General features: G+C 65.5%; 15 protein-coding genes. 6 read left to right on the top strand and 9 right to left on the bottom strand.

Going from position 1 to position 16,806, the window contains the following annotated elements; all coding sequences use genetic code 11:
• Window positions 1-10: 10 nt before the first annotated feature.
• The gene (locus tag L593_RS14925; RefSeq protein ID WP_020447811.1) at window positions 11-970 is read right to left on the bottom strand and encodes a DnaJ domain-containing protein; all 960 of its coding nucleotides are present in this window, start codon (window positions 968-970) and stop codon (window positions 11-13) included.
• A gap of 139 nt (window positions 971-1,109) precedes the next feature.
• Between L593_RS14925 and L593_RS14930 the strand changes: the two genes are divergently transcribed.
• The 3 genes from L593_RS14930 to L593_RS14940 all read left to right on the top strand — a co-directional run bounded on the left by L593_RS14930 (window position 1,110) and on the right by L593_RS14940 (window position 4,442).
• Complete coding sequence (locus tag L593_RS14930; RefSeq protein WP_020447812.1) at window positions 1,110-2,048, top strand: 1,4-dihydroxy-2-naphthoyl-CoA synthase; 939 nt, start codon at window positions 1,110-1,112, stop codon at window positions 2,046-2,048.
• Between the two features lie 354 nt (window positions 2,049-2,402).
• Window positions 2,403-3,332 (top strand): 1,4-dihydroxy-2-naphthoate polyprenyltransferase, encoded by a 930-nt coding sequence (locus L593_RS14935; protein ID WP_049894208.1) that lies wholly within the window; start codon window positions 2,403-2,405, stop codon window positions 3,330-3,332.
• Between the two features lie 75 nt (window positions 3,333-3,407).
• Window positions 3,408-4,442: a mandelate racemase/muconate lactonizing enzyme family protein gene (locus L593_RS14940; RefSeq protein WP_020447814.1), complete on the top strand. Its 1,035-nt coding sequence runs from the start codon at window positions 3,408-3,410 to the stop codon at window positions 4,440-4,442.
• Window positions 4,443-4,480: 38 nt separating this feature from the next.
• Here L593_RS14940 and L593_RS14945 read toward each other — a convergent pair whose 3' ends face one another.
• The 3 genes from L593_RS14945 to L593_RS14960 all read right to left on the bottom strand — a co-directional run bounded on the left by L593_RS14945 (window position 4,481) and on the right by L593_RS14960 (window position 8,503).
• Window positions 4,481-5,062 carry a HalX domain-containing protein gene (locus L593_RS14945; RefSeq protein WP_020447815.1) on the bottom strand — a complete coding sequence of 194 codons (582 nt, stop codon included), beginning with the start codon at window positions 5,060-5,062 and terminating at the stop codon, window positions 4,481-4,483.
• A 490-nt stretch (window positions 5,063-5,552) separates the two neighbouring features.
• Complete coding sequence (locus L593_RS14955; RefSeq protein ID WP_020447817.1) at window positions 5,553-6,326, bottom strand: DICT sensory domain-containing protein; 774 nt, start codon at window positions 6,324-6,326, stop codon at window positions 5,553-5,555.
• A gap of 206 nt (window positions 6,327-6,532) precedes the next feature.
• Window positions 6,533-8,503, bottom strand: a complete 1,971-nt coding sequence (locus L593_RS14960) for a 3-hydroxyacyl-CoA dehydrogenase/enoyl-CoA hydratase family protein (protein ID WP_020447818.1) — start codon at window positions 8,501-8,503, stop codon at window positions 6,533-6,535.
• Window positions 8,504-8,617: 114 nt separating this feature from the next.
• Here L593_RS14960 and L593_RS14965 point away from each other — a divergent pair, with 114 nt between their 5' ends.
• Window positions 8,618-9,769, top strand: a complete 1,152-nt coding sequence (locus L593_RS14965) for an acyl-CoA dehydrogenase family protein (RefSeq protein ID WP_020447819.1) — start codon at window positions 8,618-8,620, stop codon at window positions 9,767-9,769.
• 220 nt (window positions 9,770-9,989) lie between these two features.
• On the opposite strand, the gene L593_RS14970 is transcribed toward L593_RS14965, so the two are convergent.
• From L593_RS14970 to L593_RS14985, 4 genes are all read right to left on the bottom strand, one after another.
• Window positions 9,990-10,460, bottom strand: a complete 471-nt coding sequence (locus L593_RS14970) for a carotenoid biosynthesis protein (RefSeq protein WP_020447820.1) — start codon at window positions 10,458-10,460, stop codon at window positions 9,990-9,992.
• Window positions 10,461-10,570: 110 nt separating this feature from the next.
• A complete protein-coding gene (locus L593_RS14975; RefSeq protein ID WP_020447821.1) occupies window positions 10,571-11,749 on the bottom strand; it encodes an MFS transporter in 1,179 nt (392 codons plus the stop codon).
• Between the two features lie 55 nt (window positions 11,750-11,804).
• Window positions 11,805-13,046 (bottom strand): ABC transporter permease, encoded by a 1,242-nt coding sequence (locus L593_RS14980; RefSeq protein WP_020447822.1) that lies wholly within the window; start codon window positions 13,044-13,046, stop codon window positions 11,805-11,807.
• A complete protein-coding gene (locus L593_RS14985; RefSeq protein WP_049894543.1) occupies window positions 13,043-14,008 on the bottom strand; it encodes an ABC transporter ATP-binding protein in 966 nt (321 codons plus the stop codon). The genes L593_RS14980 and L593_RS14985 overlap by 4 nt, the downstream gene beginning before the upstream one ends.
• A gap of 191 nt (window positions 14,009-14,199) precedes the next feature.
• On the opposite strand from L593_RS14985, the gene L593_RS14990 reads away from it, so the two are divergent.
• Window positions 14,200-14,844 carry a helix-turn-helix domain-containing protein gene (locus L593_RS14990; RefSeq protein WP_049894211.1) on the top strand — a complete coding sequence of 215 codons (645 nt, stop codon included), beginning with the start codon at window positions 14,200-14,202 and terminating at the stop codon, window positions 14,842-14,844.
• A 46-nt stretch (window positions 14,845-14,890) separates the two neighbouring features.
• Here L593_RS14990 and L593_RS14995 read toward each other — a convergent pair whose 3' ends face one another.
• Window positions 14,891-16,180 carry an aminotransferase class V-fold PLP-dependent enzyme gene (locus L593_RS14995; protein WP_020447825.1) on the bottom strand — a complete coding sequence of 430 codons (1,290 nt, stop codon included), beginning with the start codon at window positions 16,178-16,180 and terminating at the stop codon, window positions 14,891-14,893.
• Between the two features lie 183 nt (window positions 16,181-16,363).
• On the opposite strand from L593_RS14995, the gene L593_RS15000 reads away from it, so the two are divergent.
• The gene (locus tag L593_RS15000; protein ID WP_020447826.1) at window positions 16,364-16,795 is read left to right on the top strand and encodes a hypothetical protein; all 432 of its coding nucleotides are present in this window, start codon (window positions 16,364-16,366) and stop codon (window positions 16,793-16,795) included.
• The last annotated feature ends 11 nt before the right edge of the window (window positions 16,796-16,806 follow it).

Here is a 16,806-nt window from a genome sequence, read left to right on the forward strand (position 1 = left end):
CTGCACTGGCTCAGCGCACGAGTACCATCGCGACTGCTATCGAGTAGACGAGCGGCAGCCAGACGCCGCCGAGCGTGACCAGGCCGGCCGCCGACAGCGGCGAGATACCGAATCCGAGGAGCAGTGCGGGCACGAGGATACTCCAGGAGCCAAACACCGGCAGCCCGAACGACGGGCGCGGCAGGAGAAATGCCACCAGTGCGATCGTACAGATGCCGATCGCAACCCGCGCGACCATGGGGAACGCTGGCGTCACGGTGAGAAAGAGCAGAATCGGATAGAGGAGGAGCGACGAGAGGAGGAGGACGACGTCGTCCTGAGTCCAGCTCGGGCGTGGGTTTCCGATCGTCCGTTCCGCTGGTCCCCACTCGTGGACGGCGTGAGCGCCAGCGTCTGGGTCCGTGTCTCCCCACCCATCCGGAGCCGTGTGCGAAGCCACGTGCGCCGAGGCGTGTGCAGTGGCAGTACTCGATCCGCCAGGTGCCGACCCAGGGTCTCCGGATGGGCCGGCACTGTTTGCGGACGATTCACGGCGCGATGAACGGCCGTCGAACGGATTGTCGTTCGATTCGCGATCCGAATCGTCGTTCCAGAACCACTCGGCACGCCCCGAGGCATGGGCCCGAGATTCCCGATCGCGCCAGCCGGCACTGCGACCACCGCCAGCGTCGTGTTCGCCCTGGGCTGCCTTCGCTGCTGCCCAGTGAACCTCGTTCTCGGTCGGCTGGTTCGGCGCAGGGTCGTCGCCGTCGACGTAGGCGTCGTGACCGAGGCGATCGTACGTCGAGCGTTCCTCGGGATCGGCTAGGACGATTTCGGCTCGTTTGACCCGCTTGAACCGTTCCTCGGCGTCGGGGTGGTCGGACACGTCCGGGTGGTACTCCTTGACCTTCTCCCGGTACGCGTCCCGAATCTCGTCCTGTGTGGCGTCGGACTCGATCCCGAGCACGTCGTAGTACGTCGTAGGCATGGAGGGCAGCGGACTGTGCTGAGTGTGGACCCGCAGTACCAAAAATCACACCGCCGGAGCGGGCGTGTTCGGGTGGTCGCCCTACGACGTGGCATCCCGTCGGGAAAGTGCTTTCACCCGCCCGGCCCCACCCGGGAGCATGCCCTCGGCGATCATGGACGACTCGCGCTGGGAAGCGATCGAGGAACTCGATCTGCAGGACGTGACCTACCATCGAGCGACGGACGTCGGCGCGGTTCGGATCGCGTTCGATCGCCCGGACGTTCGAAACGCGTTCCGGCCACGGACGGTGGACGAACTGTCCGCGGCGCTCGATCACGCGAAACGCCAGACGGACGTCGGGTGCGTGCTCCTGACCGGCAACGGCCCGTCGTCGAAAGACGGCGGCTGGGCATTCTCCTCCGGCGGCGACCAGCGGATTCGGGGTGCGGACGGGTACGAATATCGGGAGGACGAAGACGACGCGGCCAACGGAGCGGAATCGCCGTCCGATACGTCGGCCGAGCCTCCCGAGGGCGCAGATGTCGGCCGGCTTCACATCCTGGAGGTCCAGCGTCAGATCCGCCACATCCCGAAGCCAGTCGTCGCAGTGGTTCCCGGGTGGGCAGTCGGCGGCGGCCACTCCCTGCACGTCGTCTGCGATCTGACGATCGCCAGCGACGAGCATGCGAAATTCAAGCAAACCGATCCCGACGTCGCGAGCTTCGACGGCGGCTTCGGCTCGGCGTATCTCGCACGGCAGGTCGGACAGAAGAAGGCGCGCGAGATTTTCTTCCTCGGCAAGACGTACGACGCGGCCGAAGCGGCCGAGATGGGGATGGTGAACGAGGTGGTCCCGCACGAGGAACTCGAAGCCCGCGCCCTCGAGTGGGCCGAGGAAATGACCTCGAAGAGTCCGACGGCGATGCGGATGCTCAAGTACGCGTTCAATCTCGACTCCGACGGCCTCGTCGGCCAGCAGGTCTTCGCGGGCGAGGCGACGCGACTCGGCTACATGACCGACGAGGCGCAGGAAGGTCGGGACGCGTTCGTCGAGGGGCGAGAGCCGGACTTCGACGAGTATCCCTGGCGGTACTGATCGGTCGGTTCAGGGATCGCGTTCGATGGAATCGGCGTCGGCGCGCTCGATTTCTGCCGCCTGTCGCTGGACGTCCCCGAGCGCTTCTTCCTGTTCACCACGCGTCACGCCGCCCGATTCGACGTGGCGCCCATCGTACTGCCAGCCTGGGATGAGTTCTCAGACGGAGTTCGAGCCCGTCGAATCGGGGACGCGATCACGATCGCCGTCGGTCGTCTGCTCGGAACCGCTGGAATCGTCACCACGGAACGTCGAGAGCAGGGACCGGATCATACTCGGATATCCTCCCCCAGACGATGTATATCCACCGACGAGATGCCAAGCTTAAGGCCATCCCGCACCCCACAACCGCCAATGAGCGGCGAGCCGTCGCGTGCGAAAGCGTGGCTACTGGCGACGCGTCCACAGACGCTGCCTGCGGGTGCCGCACCAGTGATCGTCGGAACAGCGGTCGCGATCCAGGCGGAGCTCTTCGCTCCACTGCCCGCGCTCGCGGCGCTCGTCGGCGCGCTCCTGATCCAGATCGGGACGAACTTCGCGAACGATTACTACGACGCCGTCTCCGGGGTCGATTCCGAGGACCGCGAGGGATTCACCCGCGCGACGAACGCCGGCCTGATCCCGCCACGACAGGTCAAGCTAGCGGCGTTCGGAACATTCAGCCTCGCGATCGTGCTCGGCGTCTACCTCGTCTACGTCGGCGGACTCCCCATCGTGATCGTCGGCCTCGCCAGCGTCGCCAGCGGGTACGCGTACGCCGGTGGCCCAGCCCTCGGCTCGAAGGGGCTCGGCGACCTGTTCGTCTTCGTCTTCTTCGGGCTCGTCGCCGTTACCGGCACGACGTACGTACAAGCGGCTGCCGAACTCGCGGAGCCACCGATCGTCGCACCGCCGTCAGGTGCGATCGTCCCGGCTGCCGTCGTCGCGAGTCTCGCGATGGCCGGCCTCTCGACTGCGATCCTGGTGGTCAACAACGTCCGGGATCTGGAGACCGATCGTGCGGCTGGAAAGCGAACCCTCGCCGTGCTGATCGGCTATCGGTGGAGCCGGGTCGAGTTCGCTGGCCTGCTCGCACTCGCCTACTTCGTGCCGATCGCCCTCTTCGTCGGATTCGACTACTCCGTCGGCGTTCTCCTCCCCCTGCTAACCCTCCCGCTCGGGATCGCCGTCACCCGAACCGTCTGGACGCACACGGACGGTGAGGCGCTCAACCCTGCTCTCGAGCGGACCGGTCAGCTGCTCTTCGCGTACGCCGTCGCGTTCGCGATCGGGGTGATCGCGTGAGGGTGATTACGTGACACCGATACCGACGCGCACGGGCCGCGATTCTGGGGCCGCATCCGGAGTGGAGGGCGACTGATGGATCTCGATCTACAGCCCTTCGAACTGGACCTCGTCGAGCCGTTGCGAACGGCGGATCGCACGATCGAGTCGCGACGGGGCTTCCTCGTTCGCGTCCGGACCGAGGACCGTCGAGGACTGGGGGAGGCGACGCCGCTCCCCGGGTGGACCGAATCCTACGACGCCTGTGAGGATGCGCTCGAACGGGCAGCGGACCGCCTCTCGGTCCGCGGTCCCGACGCCACGCTGGACGAACTCGCCGACGCTCCTGCCGCTCGTCACGGGCTCTCACTCGCGATCGCCGATCTCAGAGCACGGCGCATCGACGTTCCTCTCCTCCGGGAGCTCGGTGGGGGCTCCCGATCCCGCCACCTGCGGGTCAACGCGACGATCGGCGACGCGTCCGTCTCGGACACCGTCGAAGCGGCCGAGCATGCGGTCGCGGACGGCTTCGACTGCCTGAAGCTCAAGGTCGGTGCCCGATCGCTCGACGAGGACGCCGAGCGTCTCGAAGCGGTGCGATCGGCCGTGGGAGCGGACGTGACGCTGCGCGCCGACGCGAACGAGGCCTGGGATCGGGCGACCGCCGAAGCCGCCTTCGAGCGCTTCGCGGACGCGTCCGTCTCCTACGTCGAACAACCGCTGAACGCGGACGACCTGATCGGGCACGCGAAGCTTCGCGGTGGGTCCGTCGACGTCGCGCTGGACGAGACGCTCGCGGTCGCAAATCACGATCGGGTCCTCGACGTGGACGCTGCCGACGTCATCGTCTGCAAACCGATGGTCCTCGGCGGACCGGACAGGACGATCGGGCTGGCACGGCGGGGGCGTCGAGCGGGCGTACGACCGGTCGTCTCGACGACGATCGATGGCGTCGTCGCGAGACTCGGCGCGCTGCACGTGGCTGGCGCACTCGCGCCGATCGACGCCTGTGGCCTCGCGACTGGGGATCGACTCGCCAACGATCTCGGTCCCGATCCCGCACCGGTCGAGGACGGGACGATGACGATTCCACGCGGGGCCGGGACGGGGCTACGGCTGGCCGATGATTGAAAGACCGTCGGAGAGCGGGAAACGAGACGCAGCGAGCCTCAGGCGTCGTTGCTGCCCGGGAGATCCTGGAAGGCGCCGACGAAGTCGTCGTGATCGCTGAGCTGGCCGACCGAGTGGTCGACCTTGTCCTCGAGTTGCTCCACGCGCTCGACGAGCTCCTGATACTCGGCGTTGTCTTCGAGTTCGCGCTCGGACTTCTCGGATTCGAGCAACGACTTCTTCGATACCAGCGAGTAGTACTCCTGAATGTCGGCCTCGTAGGTCGAGCGGGTCTGAATCCGCTCGACGATGTCGACGAGGTCGTCCTTGGAGACCGGCTTGACCAGGTAGTCGTCGAAGCCCATCTCGATGATGTCGAAGTCGGGATCGACTGCGGTGACCATCACCACCCGGCTATCGTAGCCATCCTCGCGAATACGCTGTAGCACTTCGTCGCCGGAGAGGCCCGGCATCCTGCGGTCGAGGAGGACGATCTCGACGGAGTCGCCCATTTTCTCGAGGGCCTCCTCGCCGTCGTAGGCCGTGTCCACGCTCCAGTCTGCTTGCAGCCACGCGGCGAAGAGATCTGCTAGCCGCGCCTCGTCGTCCACGACCAGAATCTCGGGTGCGTCTTCAGACATGTGATCCCGGGAAGTCCCTACCCAGTGTTCGTCGTACGGTCTCATAAAGCCGGTGGCCTATCCGCGTTCACGCTGACTCGTCTCGTGGTGGAAATCTAGTGATGCAGAAAACCACCACAATATATGTGTCATAATCACATAATAATTTAATGTCGTTCATAACTAATGCCGTATCGGGATGGTACTCCGCCATCTCGAATGGGTGAACATTCGATGGGACGTACGCTCGGTCTGTTCGCCGTGCTGCTCGGGACGTCGGTGGTCCTCGTTTCGCACGCCGGGGTTGTAGAGGGGAGTTTCGCGCACGAAGCGGGGTGGCAGCGGTTCATCGGCGCCATCGGAGGCACGTTGGTAGGGATCGGGATCATCACGTGGGGCGGTACGAAATACGCTGGCGTCGGGGCACGGATCTGATCGTCGATGCTGACATCGGCCATTGACGGGTGGATCGATCTCGAGGCTATCGCGACCCCGGGACGGTCGCGTTCGATCAATGATACGCGTCGACGAGATGGGTGAGAATCCAGTCCACGACGTCCGGATCGTACGTCCAGAACCCGTAAAATCCGTCAGAGCGCTCCTCGGCTAGCAGTGCGCACTCCTGGCTCGGTTCACCGCCGCCGTCGAATGCGACGAACCAGTGGGTGGCGATTTCCGCCGAATCCGTTGCACGAACTGTCACCGGGGATAGTCCGTCCACGTCCCGGTCTGGTGTCGCGTACACCGTCACGTCGAGGCCGCGCTTCCCGAGCTCGACGTACCGTTCCTGCTCGATCAGCAGCCGATCGACTGTCTGGAACCCCGCTCTTAGATCACCCTCTCCGATCCGGAACGCCCGATCCTCGATTTCGCGGGTCGCCTGGAGCATTCGCTCTCGATCGAAGGACGTGAACGTCGCTTCCTGCAGGTGCCGCAGCACGTCCGCGGAATCGTCGGTCCCCACGCCGAGTCCGGTCACCGACGACGACGGTTCCGCGAGACGTTCGTGGAGTTCGTCGACGTCGAACGTCGCGAGCACGACGCCGTCCATCTCGAGGACGCTGAAATTGACGGGGCGTCCCGAGGTCGTCGTCGTGCTCTGGACCGTCACGTTACGATCCACGAGGAGTTCGGAGAGTTCGTCGACGAATCCGGAATCCGCCCGGGTGGTGGCGCCCGATCCACCGGCCTCGGTGTCGCCGTCCCGGACCTCCTCCCTCGGATTGAACACGGTGAGCGTCCGCTCACTCCGTTCGACCGACGCGATCACGTCGTCGAGCGACATCTGGGCTGTATTGGGGCCGCTCGTTCAAAAACGTAGGTGAGCAGGCACCGCTCCACCTCAGCGCGATCGAGGGGCGCTCGCTCGATTCTGGGGACGACGCTCGGAGATCTCACATCGCCCACGAGTGCTCGCGTAGAACGTGTGCCACTCGACCACGCTCCGCTCCCGCGATAGGTAAGTAAAAATCGGGTACAGCGGGCGACAGCTTATTCGCCAGTGAACTCCGGTTCGCGATCCTCCTGGAACGCCGCGAGGCCCTCCCACATGTCGTCGGTCGTGAAGAGGTGGCCGAAGGCGAAGTTCTCGACCTCGAGGCCGGCGTCGGTGTCGTCTCGGCCAGCGTGCATCGCGAACTTCGTGAACTTCTGGGCGATCGGCGGGCCGCTCGCGAGATCGCGGGCGAGCTCCCACGCCCGGTCCTCGAACTCGTCGGGTGCGACGACCTCGTTGACGAAGTCGTAGTCGTACATCGTATCCGGCGAGTAATCGTCCCTGGCGGTGAAGATGATCTCCTTCGCACGCCCCTCGCCGACGATCTCGCGAAGCCGTTGCGTGCCGCCCCAGCCAGGAAGCAGGCCGAGGTTATGCTCTGGCTGGCCGAACTGTGCGCCCTCGCTGGCGATTCGCAGGTCCGCACCGGTCGCGAGTTCCATGCCGCCGCCGAGACAGTAGCCGTCGATCGCGGCGAGGACGGGCATCGGCGACTCCTCGAAGCGGCCGAAGGCCTGCTGGCCCTTTCTGGACATTTCCTGGGCCTGGATTCCACTGCCTGCTGCAGCGGTCGAGGCGTCGAATCCGGCGGAGAACGCGCGGTCACCGGCACCGGTGATGAGTACTGCTCGCACGTCTTCGTGGGTCTCCAGCTCGCTCATCGCCGCGTCGATCTCGTCGAGCATGTCGACGGTGATCGTGTTCATGCGGTGCGGACGGTCGATCTCGATGTGGCCAACGGCGTCCTCGACCGACACGGCGATCGTCTCGTACTCCATCGCGTCGTCGTTACTGTCGTCCCCGCCGTAGAACCCACCGTCTTCGGCGATCTCACGGAGTGGATCTGCTGCCTCGTATCGCGGGTGGTCGTAGCGATCGTGCCACTCGTCGAGTGCATCGACCAGTTCGTCGACACCGTACTCGTCTGCGAGCTTCGCGGGCCCGTTCGGCCACCCGAGCCCGAGCATCACGGCCTCGTCGATTTCGGCGGGGTCGGCGACGTCCTCGCCGACCAGCTTCGCGGCCTCGTTGGCGGCCACGGCGAGGAGGATTGCTTCGAGGTCCTCGCGGCCCTCGTCGCGGGGGATCTGCACGCCGTCCCCGTCCTCGTAGTCGTAGAACCCCTTCCCGGTCTTCTGGCCGAGTTCGCCCGCCTCGACCTTCTCCTCGAGGATCGGGCACGGTTCGTACGCTTTCCCGAGCTCCCCGTTGACGTACTCGAGGACGTCGAAGGACACGTCGAGCCCGACCATGTCCGATAGTTCGAACGCACCCATCGGAAGCCCGACGTCGTGCTTCGTCGTCGAGTCGACCTCGGCGATGGTCGCCTCGCCCTCGTGGACGAGCCAGGCCGCCTCGTTCATCTGCGGCACGGCGATCCGGTTGACGATGAACCCTGGCGAGTCCTTGCGGACGCGGACCGGCGTCTTGCCGAAGTCTTCGGCGAGTTCCTCGATCGTATCGAGCGTCTCGCCGCTCGTGTGCGCGCCGGAGATGACCTCGACGAGCTGCATCCGCACCGGCGGATTGAAGAAGTGCATCCCGCAGAACTGCTCGGGGCGGTCGGTTACTTCTGAAAGCTCCGTGATCGACAGCGATGAGGTATTCGTCGCGAAGATGGCGTCGGCGGGCGCGTGCGCCTCGACCTCGTCGTAGACCTCCTTCTTGATGTCCATGACCTCGGGCACCGCCTCGATGACGACGTCCACGTCGCCGACGGCCTCACCGAGGTCGACGACCGGCGTCACGCGGTCGAGGGCGGCGTCGGCCTCTTCCTGTGTGAGCTGGTCCTTCTCGGCGAGCTTGTTCAGCGACCACTCGATGCTGTCGTAGCCGTCCTGGACGAGGTCCTCCTCGATGTCACGCATGGTGACCTCGTAGCCAGCCATCGCGGCGACCTCGGCGATGCCGTGGCCCATGTTCCCTGCTCCGAGAACGGCGATACTGTTGATTTCCTCGAACTCCATATCCAATCGTTCTGCACCCGGTCGCTTCAACGTTGCCCCTGTCCAAGTTTCAAAACTCTTGAGGAGTTCATTACCGAGTAAAAACGTCTTGGGTATCCAGCCCCATGAACGACCATGGACTTCGCACTGTCTGAGGAGCAGAAGGCGATCCGCGACGAGGTTCGCAAGTTCGCAGAGAACGAGATCGAACCTGTCGCGACCGAACTCGACGAGGCCGAGAAGTACCCCCACGACGTGATGGACGAGGCCGCGAAGATGGGCCTCACGGGCGCCCATATCCCCGTCGAATACGGTGGTGCAGGCTACACACCCTTCGAGATGGCCCTCATCACCGAGGAGCTATTCGCGGTCGACCCCGGCACCGGCCTGTCGATCACGAGCGCCGCATTCGGTGCCGACTCGATCATGGCGAACGGGACGGAAGACCAGAAAGAGCGCTACCTCGAACCGATCGCAGCGGGCGACGCGGTCATGGGCGCCGCGATCAGCGAGCCCGACGTCGGCTCCGACGTCTCGTCCGTTTCGACGACCGCCGAGAAGGACGGCGACGAGTGGGTGATCAACGGCAACAAGATGTGGATCACCAACGGGAGCGTTGGCGATTACTTCGTCGTGATGTGCAAGACCGACGAGACGGACGATCGCTACTCCGGCTTCTCCCAGATCGTCGTCGAGTCGGACCGCGACGGGTTCACCGCGGAGAAGATCACCGGCAAACTGGGCATCCGGGCCTCCGACACGGCCGAACTCATCTTCGACGACGTGCGGGTCCCCGAGGAGAATCTCATCGGCACCGAGGGTGCTGGCTTCCTCCAGCTGATGCAGTTCTTCGACGAGACGCGGACGATGGTCGCCGCTCAGGGTGTCGGCATCGCCAAAGGTGCCTGCGAGCGTGCCCTGGAGTACGCTCAGGAGCGCGAGCAGTTCGACCGTCCCATCAGCGAGTTCCAGGCGATCCAGCACAAGCTCTCCGAGATGCACACCCGGACTGAAGCCGCCCGTCAGCTCACCTACAAGTCTGCCTGGAGTGTCGAGAACGAGGGCCAGCAGCTGACCGCGCTCGCCTCCATGGCGAAAGAGTTCGCCTCCGCAACCGCAGTCGAAGTCGCCGACGAGGCCGTCCAGATCCACGGTGGCGCCGGCTACGTCAACGACTTCGACGTCGAGCGACTCTACCGCGATGCGAAGATCACCCAGATCTACGAGGGCACGACCGAGATCCAGAAGAACATCATCGCCCGAGAACTGCTGGGCAAGGGGCTCTAAACCACCTTTTTTCTCGTCGGGTGTCCTCGGCCGCTCGGAGAGCGGCCTGCGGGCACCGCTCCTCGAAAAATCTGGACCAAAAAAGACCGCGCCTCGCCTGCACCGAGAGACTCGCACTGCTCCTCTCTCGAGCCCTCGTTCGCTTCGCTCACGAGGACTCCGCTCGCTCGGCACGGGTGCATCGGGTCATGCAAGCTCCAGCTCTCGCCACCACCTGCCCTCAGAGGAATGACACGGCGAGCGCCGCCGTAACGCCGCTGATCGCGAACCAGCCCACGTAGTTCCACCACGGCACTTCGCCGTGTCGGGGGCCGGGGACGTCGTCTGTGTACGTCCAGTGGCCGTTCTCGACGCCGACGTTGTCTGTTAGCACGTCGTAGCTCGTCGCGATTGCGGCTGTGAGCACGATGGCACCGACTCCACTCGTCGCGAGGAGCGCAATCCTGAGCGCGACGTAAATCACCGCCGTCCAACCGGCCAGAACGTAGAGCGGCACTCCCGCAAACTGTGGCCAAACGTGGTGGTCTAACCAGCCGAGGGAGACGACGAGGGCCTCGGCGACGAACGCGATTAGGGCACCGCCGAGGAAGAGCGCCGCCGTAACTTCCCAGGGCCAGGTGAAGAGGGCGTGTCCGAGTGCAGCCCCGCCGAGAAGGACGGTCGACGCTGCGAATATTCGTCCGCTCGCCACGTGACTGGAATCGGCGCAGTCGATGAAAAAGCCAACCGTTCGGGACGATTGTCACCCGTTCGGGAGGATTGGCGCCGTCCACGTCGTGAGCCGGTGCCGAAGGCTGTCCGTCATTCAGCCGCCCTCCAGGCCAGGACTGCAGCGGCGAGCGCGACGATTCCCGCTGCAAGGAGCAACGGATCGAATCCGACGAGATCCGTCTCCGCCAGTCCCACGAACGTGATCGGCCCGGCGGCTCGTCCGAAGAAGGTCGCACTGTTGCGGACGCTGAACGCCCCAGCACGATGCGCGCTGTCGATTCTGGCACCGATCGCCGCGTCGACGGTCGGCAGCAGTAGGCCGAGTCCAGCGCCGACGACGAGGAGGGCCATGGCGACGAAGAGCGGCGCCGGTGCGGCCCAGATCCCGAAGAATCCGAGCGCGTAGCACGCGAAGCCGAGAGCGATGATGTGCAGGTTCGCGAGGCCGCGCGCGAGACGACCGCTCCCAGCGGCGACGAGCGTCGCGACCGTTTCCGCGCCGAAGAGCGTCACGCCGATCCAGACCGGAGAGATCGAGCGAGCGAGGACGATGGGCACCGTCGTGAACACGACGCCGAAGGCGAGAAACTCGGTGAGGATCGTCGCCCCGAACAGGGAAAGCACGACTGGCTCTACGACGACGTCGATCGCGGATCGTACGTACTCGAGTCCCCGGTCCGGGGCCGATCGGACCGGTTCGTCGACGCCGATCAGGACGAACGCTGCAACTGGAAACGCCGCGGCGTAGGCCAGGAATGGGGCGTTCCAGGCCAGTTCGACCAGCAGTCCACCGATCACCGGAAAGATCGCAGCAGCGGCGGAGAGCACGGCGACGTTGACGCCCAGCACTGTGTTCCGCTGGGCATCTTCGAACGTGTCTGTGATGATCGTGACCGTCGAGATGAAGATCGTCGCCGCGCCAGTTCCCTGGAGGACGCGCAACGCGAGCACGACGTCGAAGGACGGTGCGAACGCCATCGCAGTTCCGAACGCGCCGAACGTGGTGAGGCCTGCCGCGAGCATCCGCCGGCGACCGATCCGATCGATGAGCAGACCGATGAACGGCGAGAGCACGATCCCGACGACGAAGTAGGCGCTGATCAGCAGGCTCGCACGAGCGTTACTGATCGCGAACTCGTCTCGGATCGGTGCGATGCCAGGCGCGATCAACGGCACCCCGAGCGGAGCGAGCGCGGTGCTCGCGAGCACTGCCCGAACAGTTCGCGTGTTCCAGGGTACGCCTCGCTCGCGTGGATCGGGCTCGCTCATTGAGAGAAGCGCTCGAAGCGTTCCAACGGTCGATCTGCAGAAAAGTACGACCCGATTACCGGAAGTCACGCCAGCGCGTGATCCGGATCGCGGCCCCCAGGAAGACGACGGTCAGGAGGCCGAGGCTGCCGACGGCCAGCGGGACGCCCTCCGTTGCGCCGACGACCATCAGCTGTCGAAGCGCACGGTGGAGGTGATACAGCGGCAGTAGCTCCGCAACCTGCTGGAGGTACTCAGGCATCAATTCGACGTCCCAGAAGACGCCGGAGAGGAAGAGTACCGGGAAGGCGATCGCGTTCCCCAGACTCGTCGCCGCGTCCTGGTCGCTCACCAGCCCGCCGAGCGTGAGCCCGATCGCCGAGAAGGCCATAGCGGCCAGCAGGATCAGCGCCATGGACGCCACGCCGGGGATCACCGTCACGTCGAAGACCAGGTGCGCGACCCCGACCATCAATGCCGTAATGACGATCGCCAGCAACGCCTGGAGCAGGAGGTGGCCGACGATCCACTCCCACCGACGGAGCGGCGTCGAGGCCAGTCGTTTCAGGGTTCCGTCGGTGTTGTACCGGGCGACCGATCCCGTCAGCGTGATGACGCCATTGATCAGCATGACGGCGGCGATCAGCGCCGGGAGGAAGTAGTCGACCGCCCCGAGCGACTCGTCCCCGATCTCCCCGGACCGGATCGTCGTCGGCGATTGTTCGACGCCGACGGCGCGCTCGTTGAACGCGGCGACGTAACTCCCGACGATCCCGCGAATAGCCGCGGCAGTGTTGTCGTCGGGCGCGGTCAGTAGGGTCAGGTTCGCGGGTGGCGTTCCGGCGCCCGCCGTCGACCCGTTCCGGAGCGCCTCGGTGACCGACTGCTGGGTCCCGTCGGGGAGGCCGGGTCCAAGGCGTTCGAGCGTCGCCATCGTCACGTCGGCCTGTGCCCGGCCGGCACTGGCTCTGACCCGCTCAGCGAAGCCGTCGTGTATCACCAGCACTCTCGATGGCCCGTCGGCGTCACTACTCTCGCTCCACTCGTCCAGGTCGCGGTCGGCGTCGATGGTTCGCACCCGCAGGGCGTCCGATTCCTCGAGCGACTCCACGAACGCCGCGGAGAGGTTCGTGGCCGTGCCGTCCTCGACGTCGTTGTTCTGGAGGTAGACGGTGAACTCCGCCGACCCGCCGCCAGCGAAGACGGAACTGAAGATGAGCAGGAGGACGATCGGGAACACCAGCGAGAAGAAGACGGCCTCGCGACTCCGAAGCCAGTTCTTCCCGAGGGCGACGACGATCGCACCGACCCGTCTCATCGGTCGTCACCTCCGGTCGCGGTGCCGTCACCGACGACCTCGACCGGCGCTCCGGCCAGCCGCAGGAACACGTCGTCCATGCCCGCCGTCGTCAGATCGATCGATCGCTCCCCGTTGACGTCCAGCACGTCCCCGAACGCAGTCTGGGCGACCGCGCGATCCTCGTAGAGCGCGACGAAGTCGTCGGTCTCGTTTCGATAGACTTCGGTCGCAGTAGACTCGAGGATCGATTCGATCGCTGCGTCCTCGCCGGCGCCGGCGCCGACGACCAGTTTGACGTCGCCACCGTAGGTCGCGATCAGGTTCTGGACGGTGTCGACAGCCTCGATGGTGCCGTCCAGTAGCAGCGCCGCGCGATCGGCGAGTTCCTCGACCTCTTCCATGTAGTGCGTCGTGAGAACGACCGTCGTCCCGGCCGCTGCAAGGGATTCGATCTGTCGCCACGTCGAGCGGCGCGCGGCGGGATCGAGTCCCGTCGTGGGTTCGTCGAGGAAGAGCACCTCCGGGTCGCTCACGAGCGCCATCGCGATTCCGGTGCGGCGCTGGTACCCACCGGAGAGCGATTCGAAGCGCGTGTCGGCGTAGTCGTCCAGGTCGAGTTCGTCGAGTACGTCGTCGACGTCGCGGCCGTCGTCGTACATGCGTCGCGTCAGCGCGACGTTCTCTCGGACGGAGAGGCGATCGAACGTGTGGAAGGACTGCGGGACGACGCCGATCGCGTCCTTGATCGCCTGCGTGTCGCTGCGCACGTCGTGTCCGAGAACGGTCGCGGTGCCGGCGGTGGGCGTCCGGAGACACTCGAGGATCTCCACGATCGTCGTCTTGCCGGCGCCGTTCGGCCCCACCAGTGCGAACACTTCGTCGGCCTGGATCGCGAAGCTCACGTCGTCGACGGCCGTGAGGTCCCCGTAGCGTTTCTGCAGGTCCTCGACCTCGATGACGGGTGCGGTCGCTCCGCTCATCGCTCGTCGGTTCCCACCGTCGACGTTTGAACCGCGCGTTCGGTCCACCAGGTCACTCTCCGCCGATTCGATCTGTGGTCGCTCGCCGCGTCCATGGGCATCGACTTTACGTGATCGTGGGACCGACGTAACGATTATCCCAACATGTTGGCGTCTGCCCGAGCGCGAACGCGAGGTGCCCTCGATCCGTGGTGACTGCCCAGATCCGCGTCGAGATTCCACCGGGGACCTGGATGGAGGAGCTATCGACGCGCTATCCCAATGTTCGATTTCGACTCCTGGCCGGCGTCGAGGTCGACGGCGGCGAGGCGGTCGAACTCGGGGAGGTCAACGGCGAACTCGCAGTCGAAGCCGCTGCCGCCGTCGGCGATCACGTTGCGATCGGCGAGTACGAGACGTTGTACGCCAGCGACGAGCGCGTGCTCTCCCGGTACCGGACGGGGGATCTGACGCTCTACGACTTTCTTCGCAGCATCTCGGTGCCCCCGGAGTTCCCCCTCGTCGTCGAAGACGGCTGGCTCGAGTGCTCGATCACGGCGTCGCGCGACCGGATCGACGAACTCGATCGAACGCTGACGGCGGCTCCCGTCTCGTACGAACTACGATCGCTCGTCGCCGAACCGGACTCCGAACGGCTCCTGACCGACCGACAGCGGGAGCTGCTGCGGGCGGCGTTCGAGAACGGCTACTACGACGTTCCCCGGGAACAGACGCTGACCGACCTCGCGGCGACCCTCGACGTCGATCCCTCGACTGCCAGCGGCGTACTCCGGCGGGCGGAGCGCCAGGTCGTCGCGTGGTTCCTGTCGAGCGAGGTACACACGGTGCCCGGCTGACGGTTCGGGCGGTCGAATCGGGGTCAAAAAGGGTCTGCGGACGGAATCAGGCGAATAGCTGACGAGCGTCGTCGATGGCGTCGACGAGCGCGTCGACCTCCTCGCGGGTGTTGTAGACGTAGAACGACGCCCGGGCGGTCGCCGGAACGCCGAGCTTCTGGTGGAGCGGCTGCGTGCAGTGGTGGCCGGCACGGATCGCCACAGCGTGGTCGTTCATGATCGAGGCGACGTCGTGGGCGTGGACGTCGTCGAGCGCGAAGGCGACGAGGCCCGCCCGGTCGGGGCCTGGATCCGGTCCGAACAGCGTAACGTCGTCGAACTCGTCGAGGCGATCGTAGGCGTACTCGGCGATCAACTCCTCGTGCTCGCGTACGTTCTCCATCCCCAGGTCGTCGAGGTAGTCGATCGCTGCGTCGAGGCCGATGCCCTGGGCGATCCGGGGCGTCCCCGCCTCGAACTTCCACGGGAGGTCGTTCCAGGTCGCGTCCTCGAACGTGACCTTCGTGATCATCTCGCCACCGAACAGGAACGGATCCATCTCCTCGAGGAGGTGCTTCTTGCCGTAGAGGACGCCGATCCCGGTCGGGCCCAGGAGTTTGTGCCCGGAGAAGGCGTAGAAGTCGGCGTCGATGGCCTCCACGTCGACCGGGCGCGTCGGCACCGCCTGAGCGCCGTCCACGAAGATCAGCGCGTCCTGCTCGTGGGCCAGGTCCGCGAGCGTCGAGACTGGGTTGATCGTCCCGAGCGTGTTCGAGACGTGGACGATCGAGACCATCGCGGTGTCGGGGCCGATGAGTTCCTTCGCGTGCTCCATGTCGAGCCGGCCGTCGCCGCCGACGCGAATGTACCGGACGGTCGCGCCGGTCTTCTTCGCGATCTGCTGCCAGGTGACCAGCGAGGAGTGGTGCTCCATCTCCGAGAGCACGATCTCGTCACCCGGCCCCAGTTCGTCGAGTCCCCAGGCGTACGCGACGAGGTTCTCCGCCTCCGTAGTGTTGCTCGTGAAGACGATCTCTTCTCGCTCGCCGGAGGCGCCAATGAACTCCGCGACGCGGTCGTGGGCGAGTTCGTACGCGATCGAGGCTTCCTGACTCAGGTGGTGGAGGCCCCGGTGGACGTTTGCGTTGTACCGCGTGTAGTACTCGCTGATGGCGTCGACGACCGACTGGGGTTTCTGGGTCGTCGCCGCGTTGTCGAGGTAGACGATCTGCTGGCCGTCGGGATCGTCCTTGCCGATCGTGCCGGGCGTGACCTCGCTGCCGACGCGTCGCTCGAGGATCGGGAAATCTTCCCGAATCGCGGCGACGTCGAGGGGCTGCGATTCCTGCGCTTCCATTGTTCAGAGGGAGGCACCGAAGCGGGAACATTCTGTCGGTCCAGTGGTGGGAACCCACACGGTCGAGCACGATCGATCGTCCGGTAGAAGTCGTCCCCAGCCCTGGGGGACGGTCCGGGCCTCTGCCGACGGCACGCCGGCGATCCATCAGGGTTTAATAGCGGTCGTCCACTCGCCTCGCACATGGTCGAGGCTTCACTCGCCGCGAGCGCGGTCCTGACTGGACTTGCCGTCCTCGGGATCCTCGCGGTGCTGACGCTGACGCGACGCCGTCACCCATCGATGCTCGGGCAGGAGGCAGCCGGGAGTGGGTTCATCTCGCAACGACAGCAGACCAAGAGCTGGGCGGCGAGCACCGATGCGCTGTTCGCAGCGTTCGCGTTGCTCACGATCGGGGCGTTCGGCACCGTGATCTTCTACGTCAACGGCAACGGGTTCGAAGATCCGTACATGCTGCTCTCCGTGGTCGCTCTGGGAATCGGCGTCCTGCTCGGGAGCTACTCACTGGGGGAGAACGCTGGCATCGGTAGCGCCGGTGCGACGTTCGTCACTGCACTCGTGATCGCCGTCATCCTCGTCGCGGTCGTCGCGATGAACCTCATCACCGGCGCCTGATCGCAGCTTCT

Origin of the sequence: Salinarchaeum sp. Harcht-Bsk1, from assembly GCF_000403645.1 — an archaeon.
In the GTDB taxonomy this organism is placed as follows: Archaea; Halobacteriota; Halobacteria; order Halobacteriales; family Salinarchaeaceae; genus Salinarchaeum.

Coding starts and splice junctions, on each gene's coding strand:
- L593_RS14935 (WP_049894208.1), top strand. CDS start 2,403: ATGAGCGGCGAGCCGTCGCGTGCGAAAGCGTGGCTACTGGCGACGCGT.
- L593_RS14985 (WP_049894543.1), bottom strand. CDS start 14,008: ATGAGCGGAGCGACCGCACCCGTCATCGAGGTCGAGGACCTGCAGAAA.
- L593_RS14945 (WP_020447815.1), bottom strand. CDS start 5,062: ATGTCTGAAGACGCACCCGAGATTCTGGTCGTGGACGACGAGGCGCGG.
- L593_RS14955 (WP_020447817.1), bottom strand. CDS start 6,326: ATGTCGCTCGACGACGTGATCGCGTCGGTCGAACGGAGTGAGCGGACG.
- L593_RS14975 (WP_020447821.1), bottom strand. CDS start 11,749: ATGAGCGAGCCCGATCCACGCGAGCGAGGCGTACCCTGGAACACGCGA.
- L593_RS14940 (WP_020447814.1), top strand. CDS start 3,408: ATGGATCTCGATCTACAGCCCTTCGAACTGGACCTCGTCGAGCCGTTG.
- L593_RS14995 (WP_020447825.1), bottom strand. CDS start 16,180: ATGGAAGCGCAGGAATCGCAGCCCCTCGACGTCGCCGCGATTCGGGAA.
- L593_RS14965 (WP_020447819.1), top strand. CDS start 8,618: ATGGACTTCGCACTGTCTGAGGAGCAGAAGGCGATCCGCGACGAGGTT.
- L593_RS14960 (WP_020447818.1), bottom strand. CDS start 8,503: ATGGAGTTCGAGGAAATCAACAGTATCGCCGTTCTCGGAGCAGGGAAC.
- L593_RS14930 (WP_020447812.1), top strand. CDS start 1,110: ATGCCCTCGGCGATCATGGACGACTCGCGCTGGGAAGCGATCGAGGAA.
- L593_RS15000 (WP_020447826.1), top strand. CDS start 16,364: ATGGTCGAGGCTTCACTCGCCGCGAGCGCGGTCCTGACTGGACTTGCC.
- L593_RS14980 (WP_020447822.1), bottom strand. CDS start 13,046: ATGAGACGGGTCGGTGCGATCGTCGTCGCCCTCGGGAAGAACTGGCTT.
- L593_RS14925 (WP_020447811.1), bottom strand. CDS start 970: ATGCCTACGACGTACTACGACGTGCTCGGGATCGAGTCCGACGCCACA.